Origin of the sequence: Roseateles agri (assembly GCF_034043675.1) — a bacterium.
In the GTDB taxonomy this organism is placed as follows: domain Bacteria; phylum Pseudomonadota; class Gammaproteobacteria; order Burkholderiales; family Burkholderiaceae_C; genus KK5.
In genome coordinates, this window is the sequence record NZ_JAXCLA010000001.1 from 220,910 (window position 1) to 233,584 (window position 12,675).

Genomic DNA, 12,675 nt, shown 5'->3' on the forward strand with positions numbered 1-12,675 from the left:
CCATGATGGTGGACATGCCCTTGCGCCGCCCGCTGTCGTCGTTGCTGCTGTTCGCCGTCGCCACCTTGCTGGCCGGCCGGTCGAGCGCGGCCGAGGCAGCGGCGCCGCTGCGCATGCTGATCCTGTCCAGCGCCGCGATGCCGCTGGCCGAGATCCGGGACGACCAGGTCGAGGCCGGCCTGCTGAAGGACCTGGGCGAGCGGATCGCCCGCGAATCCGAGATGCCGCTGAAGCTCGTCGTCATGCCGCGCAACCGTGTCGCCGAGGCCTTCGAGCACGACCAGGCCGATCTCTATTGCGACACCCTGCCCGAATGGCTGCCCGCGCGGCTGCAGCCGAGGCTGCAATGGAGCGTGCCGGTCAACAGCAACCCGCAGTACGTCGTCAGCGCCGCGCCGCGGCCGGCGCCGCAGCTGTGGCAGCAGATGCACGGCGCCACCGTCGTGACGCTGCTGGGCTTCGAATACCCGAAGCCGCCGGAGCTGGCCCAGGGCTTCGCCGAACACCTGTGGGAGCGCAGCGACGCCGTCACCGAGGAAGCCATGCTGCGCCGGCTGCTGATGGGCCGCGGCGATTTCGGCATCGTCGGCGCGCAGTCGCTGAACTGGTTCCTGCGCAACAATCCCCGGGCCCGCATCAACATCGGCATGACCCTGGTCAGCGAACCGACGCGCTGCGCGCTGACCCGGCGCGCGGGCTTCCCGGGCGAGCGCGTGCTGCAGGCGATCAAGCGGCTCGGCGACCATGGCGAACTGCAGCGCCTGCAACGCAACTACCAACCCCGACCCTGATATGGCGAAATTCCTGATGGGCTGGGAACTCGGTGACGGCCTCGGCCACGCCGCCCGCATCAAGCCGTTGGCGCAGGAACTGCAGCGGCGCGGCCACGAGACCTTGCTGGTGCTGCGCGACCTGGTCCAGCCCGCCGAGATCCTGCAGGACCTGCAGGGCACGCCGCGCCTGCAGGCGCCGCACTGGCAGCACCAGACCCGCGGCCTGCCGCAGCCGCTGGCCAGCTTGCCGGAGATCCTGCTGAGCCAGGGCTGGCTGCTGGCCGCGCATGCGCGCGCGCTGGTCGAGGGCTGGCTCGCCGCGATCCGCCTGAGCGGCAGCCAGGTGCTGGTGGCCGACTACGCGCCCAGCGCCGTGCTGGCCGCCCGCATCGCCGGCATCCCCTGCGCGACGATGGGCATCGGTTTCTACATGCCGCCGGACACCACGCCGCTGCCCAGCATCCGGCCCGAGCTGAACATCCCGACGCAGCGCCTGCTGGACACCGAGCGGCTGGTCCTGGCGAACGCCAATGCGGTGCTGGCCGCCCACGGCAAGCCGCCGCTGGGGCGGCTCCACGAGCTCTACACCGGCGACCGCCCGCTGCTGTGCACCTGGCCCGAGCTGGACCACTACGGGCGGCCCGAAAGCGCCGCGCAAGGCTGGTTCGGCCCAACCTTCCTCGCCGATGCCGACAAGGGCGAGCGCCCCGCCTGGCCCGCGGGCACCGGGCCGCGCGTGTTCGCCTACCTGAAGTCCGGCCACCCCGACCACGCCGCCTGGCTGCAGGCGCTGGTCGACAAGGGCTGCCGCGTGATCTGCTACCTGCCCGAGGTGGCGGCCGGCAAGCCGCCGCCGCTGCGCTCGCCGCTGCTGCACTACGCGGCCCGGCCGGTCAGCCTCGGCGCGGTGCTGCCCGACAGCGACCTGATCGTCTGCCACGCCGGCGAAGCCACCTTGGCCCAGGGCCTGCTGGCCGGCGTGCCCCTGCTGCTGCTGCCGATGCAGGCCGAGCAGGCGGTGATGGCGCGCGTGGCCGCGGCGCGCACCGGCGCGGCGATCAACGCGGCCGAGCTGCCCCGCCCGTTGCCGATGGCCGCCACGCTCGGCCGGCTGCTGGACGACGGACGGATGCGCGAGAACGCCGTCGCCTTCGCGGCGCGCTACCGCGGCTTCTCGCACGCCGGGCAAACGACGCGGATGGTGAACGAATTCGAGGCGCTGCTTTCGCGATCCTGAATTCATTTGTTCAAATATAGGTTCGTACGCTCCCCCGACGATCCATGAACCCGAACGATCCGCAGCAGCAACCCGACTTCCTGACCGAGATGCGCCAGGATCTGTCCGACTGGCGCCAGTGGCTGGCCCGCGCCGTCGTGCTGGTCTATGCGGTGACGGCGGGTCTCGCGGTCGTCGCGTTCACCTGGCTGTCCGAGCACGCGCTGGCCGGCTTCGACCTGCTGCGGCACTGGCAGCCGCTGGCGCCGCTGGTCTGGACGCCGGCCTGGACGGCGGGCATGGCCTGGCTGACCTTGCGCTGGTTTCCCGGCGCCTCGGGCTCGGGCATTCCGCAGGTGATGAGCGCGTTGAACACCGGCCTCGCGCCGGAGCAGCGCTCGCGCTTCGTCTCGTTGCGCCTGAGCGCGGCCAAGCTCCTGATGACGGCGGGTGGCCTGCTCGGCGGCCTGGCGATCGGCCGCGAGGGGCCGTCGGTGCAGATCGCGGCCGGCATCATGCACGACGCGCGGCGCTGGCTGCCGGCCCGCTCGGCCATCAACGAGCACGGCCTGCTGGTGGCCGGCGGCGCGGCCGGCATTGCCGCCGCCTTCAATGCGCCGCTGGCCGGCGTGATGTTTGCGATCGAGGAGTTGACGAACCGCATCGAGCAGCGCTCCAGCGGCCTGGTCATCGGGGCCATCGTGCTGGCCGGCCTGATGGCCGTGGCCGTGTTCGGCAACGCGTCCTACTTCGGCGTGATCCGCGTGTCCGCGCTGGACTGCGGCTTCCTGCTGCCGGGCCTGCTGGTGATCGTCGCCTGCGGTCTGCTCGGCGGCGGCTTCGCGCGGCTGCTGCACGCCAGCATCGTCGGCGGACGCGACCGCTTCAGCGCCCTGCGCGCGCGCCATCCGGTGCGCTTCGCCGCGGCCTGCGGCTTGGCCATCGCACTGCTGGGCCTGGCCAGCGGCGGCACCACCTTCGGCAGCGGCTACGACACCACGCGCAGCCTCGTCGAAGGCCAGAGCAGCACGCCGCTGCTGTACGTCACGCTGCGCATCGTCGCCACCTGGCTGGCCGTGTGGTCCGGCGTGCCGGGCGGCATCTTCGCGCCCTCGCTGGCGATCGGTGCCGGCCTCGGCCACGACATCGCGCTGCTGACGCATATGACCGGCTCGACGCCGCTGATCGCGCTGGGCATGGCCGGCTTCCTCGCCGCGGTGACGCAGGCGCCGATGACCTCCTTCATCATCGTCATGGAGATGGTGGACGGCCACCAGATGGTGCTGAGCCTGATGGCTGCCGCGCTGGGCGCGAGCCTGATCTCGCGCTGGATCTGCGTGCCGCTGTACGGTGCGCTGTCGCGCGCGCAGTTGCAGAAGCTGCAAACCCACGCACCGTGATCTGCTGCACGGATGGGGCCACGAACCCCTCGCTCCTCGGGGATGCCAGCTAGCGCCATCTCCAAAACAATGGTTTCCATCGCAACCGGCATCGCTGCCAAGCCCTGGAAACCCGATGAAAAAGCTTCTCGCCGCCACCCTGCTCGCCACCCCGCTGCTGGCCCTGGCCGCCCCGGCCAATCTGCTCAGCAATGGCAGTTTCGATGGCGACAGCGTCGGCGCCGACTCCTGGATCACCAGCATGAGCCCGCAGGGCTGGAGCACCGCCAGCGCCGGCCTCGAACTGCGCAACAACGTCGTCGGCACCGCCTTCGACGGCAACAACTTCGCCGAACTCGACACCGCCGGCAACAGCTTGATCAGCCAGACCGTCGGCACCGTGATCGGCCAGTGGTACACGCTGAGCTTCGAATACTCCAACCGCGCCGGCACCGATGTGTCGACCAACGGCCTGGCCTGGAGCTTCGGCAATGTCAGCGGTGTCGCGCCGACCCTGGCCCAGAACACCAGCGGCGACAACCAGTGGAACCTGTTCACCACCACTTTCCAGGCCACCGCCACGCAGACCACGCTGAAGCTCTGGGCCACCGGCACCAGCGACGGCCTGGGCAGCTCGCTGGACGCCGTCTCGCTGACGAGCGTCTCGGCCGTGCCTGAACCGCAGAGCTACGCCATGCTGGGCGCCGGCCTGCTGGTCGTGGCCGCGATGAAGCGCCGCCGCCAGCCGCGCTGATTCGTCAACCGAGATTCATCAGCCGAGGTAACGCGCCTCCAGATGGGCGCGGAAATGCGCCGGGTTCAGCGAGTTTTCACCGCTGGCCCGGCGCGCCAGTTCCGGCGTCTCCCAGCGGCTGCCCTGGCTCCAGATCCGGTCCTTCAGCCAGCCGAACACCGGGGCCAGATTGCCGGCGGCGATCTGCGCGTCGAGCGCCGGGTTCTCGCGCCGCATCGCGGCGAACCATTGCGCCGCGTACATCGCACCCAGCGTGTAGCAGGGGAAGTAGCCGATCAGGCCGGCGCCCCAGTGGACGTCCTGCATGCAACCGTCCTTGTAGTTGCCGCGCGTGTCCAGGCCCAGCAGGGCCATCATCTTCTCGTCCCACAGCGCGGGGATGTCCTCGCATTCGATCTGGCCCTCGATCAGCGCGCGCTCGATCTCGTAGCGCAGGATCACGTGGGCGGGGTAGGTGACCTCGTCGGCGTCCACGCGGATCAGGCCCGGCTGCACGCGGGTCAGCAGGCGATGGACGTTGGCCGGCTCGAAGGCGGGCTGCATGCCGAAGTGCCGCACCAGCAGCGGCTGCAACAGCGGGGCGAAGGCCGGGTGGCTGCCCAGCTGCATCTCGAAGCTGAGGCTCTGGCTCTCGTGCAGGCCCATCGAGCGGGCGCGCGCCATCGGCTGGCCCAGCCACTCGCGTGGCAGGTTCTGCTCGTAGCGGCCGTGGCCGGTCTCGTGGATCACGCCCATCAGCGCGGGCAAGAAGCTGTCCTCGCGGTAGCGCGTGGTCATGCGCACGTCCTCGGGCACGCCGCCGCAGAAGGGGTGCGCGCTCTCGTCCATGCGGCCAGCCTCGAAGTCGAAGCCCAGCAGGCGCATCGCATCGGTGCCCAGCGCCTGCTGCGCGGACTTCGCGAACGGGCCCTGCGGCTCCAGCACCGTCTCGCCGGCCTGCTTCTGCTGCACGCGGCGGATCAGATCCGGCAGCCACTGGCGCAGGTCGCCGAACACGCGGTCGACCTCGGCGGAGCGCATGCCGGGCTCGTAGCGGTCCATCAGCGCGTCGTAGGGCGACAGGCCCGAGCCCTCGGCCAGGCAGTGCGCCTCCTCGCGCGCCAGGCGCACGACCTCGCGCAGGTTCTCCAGGTAGCCGGCCCAGTCGTTGGCCGGACGCTGGCGGCGCCAGGCCTGCTCGCAGCGCGCGTTGGCCAAGGTACGGGCCTCGACCAGCGCTTGGGGCAGCGCGTTCGACGCATTCCAGGCGCGCTGCATCTCGCGCAGGTTGGCGCGCTCGTCCTCGGCCAGTGATTCGGCCGCGGCGGCAGCGAGCTGCGTCTTCAGCGCCGGGTCGGTGATCAGCTCGTGCAGCAGGCCGTCCATCTCGGCCAGCGCCTGCGAGCGCGCCTCGCCGCCCTTGGGTGGCATCAGCGCGGCTTCGTCCCAGCTGGCGATGTCGCGCAGGTGCGAGAGGCGGTGCAGGCGGTTCCAGGTGCGCGCGAGCGCGGCGTAGGCAGGCGTTGCGTTTGTCATGCGCGGCATTGTGGACCCGGCCCGCGCAGGCTGACGGAAGTCAGAACACCCAGAGCAGGCCCGCGGTCATCGCCACGTAGCGCAGGAACTTGCCGATCGCCATGTAGGCGACGCAGGGCCAGAACGGCAAGCGCAGCCAGCCCGCCACCGCGCACAGCGGATCGCCCACCAGCGGCAGCCAGGAGAGCAGGCAGGCCTTCGCCCCGAAGCGCTGCAGCCAAGCCAGCGCCCGCGCGTTGGGCGGCTTGTGATGCGTAGCGTGCTCGTAGGCGCGCTCCACGCCGTAGCCCATCCACCAGCTGATCGCGCCGCCGATCGTGTTGCCGGCGGTGGCCACGAACACGGCCGGCCAGAACAGCTCGGGGTTGGCCTTCACCAGCAGCAGCACCATCGGCTCCGAGCCCAGCGGCAGCAGCGTGGCCGACACCAGGGCCACCACGAACAGGCTGGAGAGGCCCACCTGCGGCAGCGCCAAGGCCGCCATCAGGCTCTGGATCATCGAGCTCAACCACGCTTCCATCGGAACATCATAGACATCGCTAGCTGACGCGATGCGCAGGTATACTTCTGCCTCTTTTTTGAGCACGCACTTCGCTCTCGCTCTCCTCTGCGCTCCCCCTCGCTTCCATGCCCTCGCCCGTCCGAATCGGCCCCTACCTGCTGCCGAACCCGCTGTTCGTCGCACCGATGGCCGGCGTCACCGATCGCCCGTTCCGGCAGCTGTGCCGGCGCCTGGGCGCGGGCTATGCGGTCAGCGAGATGGTGACCTCGCGCAAGGATCTCTGGCACAGCCTGAAGACCTCGCGCCGAGCCAACCACGAGGGCGAGCCGGGCCCGATCGCCGTGCAGATCGCCGGCACCGATGCGCAGATGATGGCCGAGGCCACGACCTACAACATCGAGCGCGGCGCGCAGATCATCGACATCAACATGGGCTGCCCGGCCAAGAAGGTCTGCAACAAGTGGGCGGGCTCGGCGCTGATGCAGGACGAGCCGCTGGCGATCGAGATCGTCTCCGCCGTCGTCGAGGCGGCCGGCAATGTGCCGGTGACCCTGAAGATGCGCACCGGCTGGTGCGAGACCGAGAAGAACGCCGTGCGCCTGGCACGCGCTGCGCAGGACGCCGGCGTGGCCATGGTCACCGTGCACGGCCGCACGCGCGAGCAGGGCTACAAGGGCAGTGCCGAGTACGACACCATCGCCGCGGTGAAGGCCGCGCTGGCCATTCCCGTGGTGGCCAATGGTGACATCGACTCGCCGCGCAAGGCCCGCGAGGTGCTGGCGCGCACCGGCGCCGATGCCGTGATGATCGGCCGCGCCGCGCAGGGCCGGCCGTGGATCTTCCGCGAGATCGCGCACTACCTCGCCACCGGCGAGGACCTGCCCGCCCCCAGCGTGCGCGAGGCGCGCGACTGGCTGGTCGAGCACCTGCACGACCACTACAGCCTCTACGGCGAGCTGACCGGCATGCGCAGCGCGCGCAAGCACATCGGCTGGGCCGTGCGCGGCCTGCCGGGCGGCGAGGCCTTCCGCCAGCGCATGAACCTGCTGGAGAGCACGCAGGACCAGGTCCGCGCGCTGACCGGCTGGTTCGACGCGCTGGCCGACCAGCATGAGCGGCTGCCGGTGGCGGCCGCCAACGACGACGAACTCATCGAACAAGAAGAACAGGCATGACACCGAAACCGATCGACCAATGCGTTCGCGAGAACCTCGAGGTCTACTTCCGCGACCTCGACGGCGAAGACCCCCATTCGATGCACGAGATGCTGATCAGCACGGTCGAGAAGCCGCTGCTGGAAGTCGTGATGGCCAAGGCCCAGGGCAACCAGAGCAAGGCTGCCGAATGGCTGGGCATCAACCGCAACACGCTGCGCCGCAAGCTGACCGAACACAAACTGCTCTAACGCCATGACTCAACTGACCGCACTCATCTCCGTCTCAGACAAGACCGGCATCGTCGAATTCGCCCAGGCACTGCACGCGCTGAAGGTGCGCCTGCTGTCCACCGGCGGCACGGCCAAGCTGCTGGCCGATGCCGGCCTGCCGGTCACCGAGGTGGCCGAGCACACCGGCTTCCCGGAGATGCTGGACGGCCGCGTCAAGACGCTGCACCCGAAGATCCATGGCGGCCTGCTGGCCCGCCGCGACCTGCCGGAGCACGTCGCCGCGATCGACAAGCACGGCATCGACACGATCGACATCCTGGCCGTCAACCTCTACCCCTTCGAAGCCACCGTCGCCAAGCCCGGCTGCACGCTGGAAGACGCGATCGAGAACATCGACATCGGCGGCCCGGCGATGGTCCGCAGCGCAGCCAAGAACTGGAAGGACGTGACGGTGCTGACCGACGCGTCGCAGTACGCCCAGGTGCTGGAAGAGCTGAAGACCGCCGGCAAGACCAGCGACAAGACACGCTTCGCCTGCTCGGTCGCCGCCTTCAACCGCATCGCCCAGTACGACGCCGCTATCAGCAACTACCTGAGCGCGATCAACGAGGACGGCACGCACAACGCCTTCCCCGCGCAGATGAACAGCAGCTTCGTCAAGGTGCAAGACCTGCGCTACGGCGAGAACTCGCACCAGAGCGCCGCGCTGTACCGCGACCTGTTCCCCGCCCCCGGCTCGCTCGTCACCGGCAAGCAGCTGCAGGGCAAGGAGCTGAGCTACAACAACATCGCCGATGCCGATGCGGCCTGGGAGTGCGTGAAGAGCTTCGACGTGCCGGCCTGCGTGATCGTCAAGCATGCGAACCCCTGCGGCGTGGCCGTCGGCGTCGATGCCGCGGAGAGCTATGCCAAGGCCTTCAAGACCGATCCGACCAGCGCCTTCGGCGGCATCATTGCCTTCAACCGCGTGGTGGACAAGGCAGCGGCCGAGCTGGTCGTCAAGCAGTTCGTCGAGGTGCTGATGGCACCGGGCTTCACGGCCGAGGCGCTGGCGATCTTCGCGCCCAAGGTCAATGTGCGCCTGATGCAGATCGACCTGCCGGCAGGTGGAACGACGCCGTGGCAGCAGGGCCGCAACGCGCAGGACAGCAAGCGCGTCGGCTCCGGCATCCTGATCCAGAGCGCCGACAACCACTTCCTCAAGCGCGAGGACCTGAAGATCGTCACCAAGCTGCAGCCCACCGCCCAGCAGCTCGATGACCTGATGTTCGCCTGGACCGTGGCGCAGTACGTCAAGAGCAATGCCATCGTCTTCTGCGCGAACGGCATGACGATGGGCGTGGGCGCCGGCCAGATGAGCCGCCTCGACTCCGCCCGCATCGCCAGCATCAAGGCCGAGCACGCCAGCCTGTCGCTGAAGGGCACGGCCGTCGCCAGCGACGCCTTCTTCCCGTTCCGCGACGGCCTCGACGTGCTGGCCGATGCCGGCGCCACCAGCGTGATCCAGCCGGGCGGCTCGATGCGCGACGACGAAGTCATCAAGGCCGCCGACGAGCGCGGCATCGCGATGGTCCTCACGGGCGTCCGTCACTTCCGACACTGATAATCGCGGCATGTCCTATGCCGCCGACGCGACGGGTCTCGTCCTCGCCAGCCTTGCGCGCCTGATCACCGGCGCGCAAGGTCACTGGAAGGGTTGCCCGCCCACCGCGCAGCAGCGCATCTACTTCGCCAATCACCAGAGCCATTTCGACTGGGTCCTGATCTGGGCCGCGCTGCCGCGCGAACTGCGCGTCACCACGCGCCCGATCGCGGCGCGCGACTACTGGACCAGCAGCAAGCTCAAGGGCTGGCTCACCGCGGCCGTGTTCAACGCGGTCTACGTCAGCCGCACCCGCACGACGCCCGATGAAGACCCGCTGGAGCCGCTGGTGGACGCGTTGGCGGGCGGCTACTCGCTGGTGATCTTTCCCGAGGGCACGCGCTCCAACAAGGGCGAGCCGCAGGCCTTCAAGGCCGGGCTCTACCACCTGGCGCAGCAGTTTCCCGAGGTCGAGCTGATCCCGACCTGGATCGACAACGTGCAGCGCGTGATGCCCAAGGGCGAGGTCGTGCCGGTGCCCATCCTGTGCACGGTGACCTTCGGCGAGCCGCTGAAGCTCGCGCCCGGCGAGGACAAGCGCGCCTTCCTCGACCGCGCCCGCCAGGCCGTGCTGGCGCAGCGCCCGATGACGGAGCCGGCATGAACACCGCGCCGATCATCAATTTCTTCCGCGGCCTCGCTGCGCTGAGCGCGAACCAGCAGGTGTCACTGTTGTTTGCGATCCTGTTCGGGCTGCTGGCCTTGATCAGCCTCGGCGGGCTGGTGTATTCGCTGAAGGACCGCGAACCCGACAAGCGCCGCGACGATAACTGGCGCCAGTTCAGCCGTGACCTGAGGGCCCTGTGGGTCGGCTCGATCATGTTCTGGGTCGCCTGGGTCTCGGGTCCGATCGGCTCGACCCTGCTGTTCGGCGTGTTCTCCTTCCTGATCCTGCGCGAGTTCATCACGCTGATGCACACGGTGCGTGCCGACCACCGCAGCCTGATCCTGGCCTTCTTCGTCGTGCTGCCGTTGCAGTACCTGCTGGTCGGCACGCGGCGCTTCGACCTGTTCAGCGTGCTGATCCCGGTCTACGGCTTCGTGGCGATCCCGGTGGCCTCGGCGCTGGCCGGCGACCCGAAGCGCTACCTGGAGCGCAACGCCAAGATCCAGTGGGGCATCATGGTCTGCGTCTACGGCCTGTCGCATGCGCCGGCCCTGCTGCTGCTGGACTTCAAGGGCTACGAGGGCCGCGGCGCCTTCCTGCTGTTCTTCCTGGTGATGGTGGTCGGCGTCGGCCAGATCGTGCAGGAGGTGGCGAGCCGCTCGGTGCGCAGCCGGCCGGTGGCGCGGCGGATCAGCCGCAGCTTCTCGCTGCGAGCCTGGTGGCTGGGCCTGCTGGCCGCGGCAATCACGGGCATGCTGCTGTACTGGATCACGCCGTTCAAGGTCGGCCAGGCGCTGGTGATGGCCGTGGTTGCCGCCGGTGCCGGCACCTTGGGCGGGCTGGTGATGAAGGCGCTCAAGCGGGACGCCGGCGTGATCTACTGGGGCAACCGCAGCTCGATCACCGGCGCGATCGGCCTGCTGGATCGCGCGGCCGTCATGTGCTTCGCTGCGCCCGTGTTCTTCCACTCCGTCCGCTGGTATTTCAAGGTGAATCTCTGATGCGCATCCTCGGCATCGATCCCGGTCTGCAGACGACGGGCTTCGGCGTCATCGACGCCGACGGCCCGCGGATGAGCTACGTCGCCAGCGGCACGATCCGCACCTCCGGCGGCGAGGGTCGCGCCGAGATCGGCGACCTGCCCGGCCGGCTGAAGATCCTGTTCGACGGCATCCGCGAGGTGACGGCGCGCTACCAGCCGCAGTGCGCGGCGGTGGAGATCGTGTTCGTCAACGTGAACCCGCAATCGACCTTGCTGCTGGGCCAGGCCCGCGGCGCGGCACTCACCGCGCTGGTCTCCTGCGACCTGGCCGTGTCCGAGTACACCGCCCTGCAGATGAAGAAGGCCATCGTCGGCCACGGCCACGCGAAGAAGGAGCAGGTGCAGGCGATGGTGCAACGCCTGCTCTCGCTGCCCGGCCTGCCGGGCAAGGACGCGGCCGATGCGCTGGGCCTGGCCGTCATGCACGCCCATGCGCGCGTATCCTTCGAAGCGATGAGCCGCTCGACGACGCTGCAGCGCAAGCAGCACGCCCAGTTCCGCGGCGGCCGCACCTACTGAGGAGCACCCACCATGTTCGGCATTTCCGACTACGGCGCCTTCGTGGCCGCCGTCATCGTCTTCCTGCTGATTCCCGGCCCGGGCAACCTGGCGCTGATCTCGTCAACCGGCAAGGGCGGCATCAAGGGCGGCCTCGCTGCCACGCTGGGATTGATCGCCGGTGATCAGGTGCTGATGTGGACCGCCGTCGCCGGCGTGGCGGCGCTGCTGGCGGCCTATCCCACCGCCTTCGCGGCGGTGCAGTGGCTCGGTGCCGGCTATCTCGCCTGGCTGGGCCTGCGGATGCTGTTCGCCAAGCCCGGCGACGCGCCGGTGCTGGTGATCAAGCCGCGCCACTACTTCAAGCAGGCCTTGGTGATCACGCTGCTGAATCCGAAGGCCATCGTGTTCTACATGGCCTTCTTCCCGCTGTTCGTGGACCCGGCCCGGCACCCGGGCCTGTCCACGTTCGCGGCCATGGCGGCGACGATCGCCGCGCTGACCTTCGCCTACGGCCTGATCGTCACCCTGCTGACGCACCGGCTGGCCGAGCGACTCAAGCAGAACCCGCGGATCACGCGGGTGCTGGAGAAGATCGCCGGCACGATGCTGATCGGCTTCGGGCTCAAGCTCGCTCTGTCCCGCTGATCGCGCGGTACGCACCCGCGCCCAGCACCGCGCCGACGATCGGCGCCACCCAGAACAGCCACAGCTGCTCGATCGCCCAGCCGCCAGCGAAGAAGGCCACGCCGGTGCTGCGCGCCGGATTCACCGAGGTGTTGGTGACCGGGATGCTGATCAGGTGGATCAGGGTCAGCGCCAGGCCAATGGCGATCGGCGCGAAGCCGGCCGGCGCGCGCTTGTCGGTGGCGCCCATGATCACGATCAGGAAGAAGGCGGTCATCACGACCTCGCAGACGGCCGCAGCCAGCATCGAGTAGCCGCCCGGCGAGTGTTCGCCGTAGCCGTTCGAGGCGAAGCCTGCCGTCACGTCGAAGCCGGCCTTGCCGCTGGCGATCAGCAGCAGCACGGCACCTGCCGCGAGGCCACCCAGCACCTGCGCGACGATGTAGGGCAGCAACTGGCTGCCGGGGAAGCGGCCGCCGACCCACAGGCCTACCGAGACGGCGGGGTTCAGATGGCAGCCCGAGATGTGGCCGATCGCGAAGGCCATCGTCAGCACCGTCAGGCCGAAGGCCAGCGATACACCCAGCAGGCCGATGCCCACATGGGGAAAGGCCGCCGCCAGCACCGCGCTGCCGCAGCCGCCCAACACGAGCCAAAAAGTGCCCAGAAATTCCGCACCGTACTTCTGCATGAGCTGCTTTCTTCGAGAGAGTGAAAAGGAGAGGCGATGCTA

Annotated in this window: 13 protein-coding genes and 1 pseudogene; 11 read left to right on the forward strand and 3 right to left on the reverse strand. The window is 69.3% G+C overall.

Annotation, left to right across the window (positions count from 1 at the left end; all coding sequences use genetic code 11):
- Nucleotides 1–14: 14 nt before the first annotated feature.
- From SNE35_RS01010 to SNE35_RS01025, 4 genes are all read left to right on the forward strand, one after another.
- Nucleotides 15–791, forward strand: coding sequence for a substrate-binding periplasmic protein (locus SNE35_RS01010; RefSeq protein WP_320420892.1), 777 nt, complete (start codon nucleotides 15–17; stop codon nucleotides 789–791).
- A gap of 1 nt (nucleotide 792) precedes the next feature.
- Nucleotides 793–2,010 (forward strand): nucleotide disphospho-sugar-binding domain-containing protein, encoded by a 1,218-nt coding sequence (locus SNE35_RS01015; protein WP_320420893.1) that lies wholly within the window; start codon nucleotides 793–795, stop codon nucleotides 2,008–2,010.
- A gap of 44 nt (nucleotides 2,011–2,054) precedes the next feature.
- On the forward strand, nucleotides 2,055–3,389 hold the full coding sequence (locus SNE35_RS01020; RefSeq protein ID WP_320420895.1) for a chloride channel protein: 1,335 nt from the start codon (nucleotides 2,055–2,057) through the stop codon (nucleotides 3,387–3,389).
- A gap of 115 nt (nucleotides 3,390–3,504) precedes the next feature.
- The gene (locus SNE35_RS01025) at nucleotides 3,505–4,122 is read left to right on the forward strand and encodes a PEP-CTERM sorting domain-containing protein (RefSeq protein ID WP_320420896.1); all 618 of its coding nucleotides are present in this window, start codon (nucleotides 3,505–3,507) and stop codon (nucleotides 4,120–4,122) included.
- A gap of 18 nt (nucleotides 4,123–4,140) precedes the next feature.
- Here the strand turns inward: SNE35_RS01025 and SNE35_RS01030 are convergent, their stop codons facing one another.
- Entirely contained in the window at nucleotides 4,141–5,637 is a 1,497-nt protein-coding gene (locus tag SNE35_RS01030; RefSeq protein ID WP_320420898.1) for a carboxypeptidase M32, read from the reverse strand.
- A 40-nt stretch (nucleotides 5,638–5,677) separates the two neighbouring features.
- Entirely contained in the window at nucleotides 5,678–6,157 is a 480-nt protein-coding gene (locus SNE35_RS01035; protein ID WP_320420899.1) for a YqaA family protein, read from the reverse strand.
- A gap of 107 nt (nucleotides 6,158–6,264) precedes the next feature.
- Here SNE35_RS01035 and dusB point away from each other — a divergent pair, with 107 nt between their 5' ends.
- The 7 genes from dusB to SNE35_RS01070 are packed head-to-tail and all read left to right on the forward strand — an operon-like array spanning nucleotide 6,265 to nucleotide 11,963.
- Nucleotides 6,265–7,314, forward strand: a complete 1,050-nt coding sequence (gene dusB / locus SNE35_RS01040) for a tRNA dihydrouridine synthase DusB (protein WP_320420901.1) — start codon at nucleotides 6,265–6,267, stop codon at nucleotides 7,312–7,314.
- Nucleotides 7,311–7,544, forward strand: a complete 234-nt coding sequence (locus SNE35_RS01045; RefSeq protein WP_320420902.1) for a Fis family transcriptional regulator — start codon at nucleotides 7,311–7,313, stop codon at nucleotides 7,542–7,544. The genes dusB and SNE35_RS01045 overlap by 4 nt, the downstream gene beginning before the upstream one ends.
- Nucleotides 7,545–7,548: 4 nt before the next feature.
- Nucleotides 7,549–9,129 (forward strand): bifunctional phosphoribosylaminoimidazolecarboxamide formyltransferase/IMP cyclohydrolase, encoded by a 1,581-nt coding sequence (gene purH, locus SNE35_RS01050; protein ID WP_320420903.1) that lies wholly within the window; start codon nucleotides 7,549–7,551, stop codon nucleotides 9,127–9,129.
- Nucleotides 9,130–9,139: 10 nt separating this feature from the next.
- A complete protein-coding gene (locus SNE35_RS01055) occupies nucleotides 9,140–9,772 on the forward strand; it encodes a lysophospholipid acyltransferase family protein (protein ID WP_320420904.1) in 633 nt (210 codons plus the stop codon).
- Complete coding sequence (locus SNE35_RS01060) at nucleotides 9,769–10,776, forward strand: phosphatidate cytidylyltransferase (RefSeq protein WP_320420905.1); 1,008 nt, start codon at nucleotides 9,769–9,771, stop codon at nucleotides 10,774–10,776. Before SNE35_RS01055 ends, SNE35_RS01060 begins: the two co-directional genes overlap by 4 nt.
- The gene (gene ruvC, locus SNE35_RS01065; protein WP_320420906.1) at nucleotides 10,776–11,336 is read left to right on the forward strand and encodes a crossover junction endodeoxyribonuclease RuvC; all 561 of its coding nucleotides are present in this window, start codon (nucleotides 10,776–10,778) and stop codon (nucleotides 11,334–11,336) included. The genes SNE35_RS01060 and ruvC overlap by 1 nt, the downstream gene beginning before the upstream one ends.
- 12 nt (nucleotides 11,337–11,348) lie before the next feature.
- Nucleotides 11,349–11,963 carry a LysE family transporter gene (locus SNE35_RS01070; RefSeq protein WP_320420907.1) on the forward strand — a complete coding sequence of 205 codons (615 nt, stop codon included), beginning with the start codon at nucleotides 11,349–11,351 and terminating at the stop codon, nucleotides 11,961–11,963.
- On the opposite strand, the pseudogene aqpZ reads toward SNE35_RS01070, so the two are convergent.
- Nucleotides 11,941–12,636, reverse strand: a pseudogene (gene aqpZ / locus SNE35_RS01075) (aquaporin Z); the annotation flags it as partial. The gene SNE35_RS01070 and the pseudogene aqpZ sit on opposite strands and share 23 nt — an antisense overlap.
- Between the last annotated feature and the right edge of the window lie 39 nt (nucleotides 12,637–12,675).

Bases quoted from the DNA above. Each gene is read 5' to 3' on its own strand.
- SNE35_RS01010 (WP_320420892.1), top strand. From the start codon at position 15: ATGCCCTTGCGCCGCCCGCTGTCGTCGTTGCTGCTGTTCGCCGTCGCC.
- SNE35_RS01015 (WP_320420893.1), top strand. From the start codon at position 793: ATGGCGAAATTCCTGATGGGCTGGGAACTCGGTGACGGCCTCGGCCAC.
- SNE35_RS01020 (WP_320420895.1), top strand. From the start codon at position 2,055: ATGAACCCGAACGATCCGCAGCAGCAACCCGACTTCCTGACCGAGATG.
- SNE35_RS01025 (WP_320420896.1), top strand. From the start codon at position 3,505: ATGAAAAAGCTTCTCGCCGCCACCCTGCTCGCCACCCCGCTGCTGGCC.
- SNE35_RS01030 (WP_320420898.1), bottom strand. From the start codon at position 5,637: ATGACAAACGCAACGCCTGCCTACGCCGCGCTCGCGCGCACCTGGAAC.
- SNE35_RS01035 (WP_320420899.1), bottom strand. From the start codon at position 6,157: ATGGAAGCGTGGTTGAGCTCGATGATCCAGAGCCTGATGGCGGCCTTG.
- dusB (WP_320420901.1), top strand. From the start codon at position 6,265: ATGCCCTCGCCCGTCCGAATCGGCCCCTACCTGCTGCCGAACCCGCTG.
- SNE35_RS01045 (WP_320420902.1), top strand. From the start codon at position 7,311: ATGACACCGAAACCGATCGACCAATGCGTTCGCGAGAACCTCGAGGTC.
- purH (WP_320420903.1), top strand. From the start codon at position 7,549: ATGACTCAACTGACCGCACTCATCTCCGTCTCAGACAAGACCGGCATC.
- SNE35_RS01055 (WP_320420904.1), top strand. From the start codon at position 9,140: ATGTCCTATGCCGCCGACGCGACGGGTCTCGTCCTCGCCAGCCTTGCG.
- SNE35_RS01060 (WP_320420905.1), top strand. From the start codon at position 9,769: ATGAACACCGCGCCGATCATCAATTTCTTCCGCGGCCTCGCTGCGCTG.
- ruvC (WP_320420906.1), top strand. From the start codon at position 10,776: ATGCGCATCCTCGGCATCGATCCCGGTCTGCAGACGACGGGCTTCGGC.
- SNE35_RS01070 (WP_320420907.1), top strand. From the start codon at position 11,349: ATGTTCGGCATTTCCGACTACGGCGCCTTCGTGGCCGCCGTCATCGTC.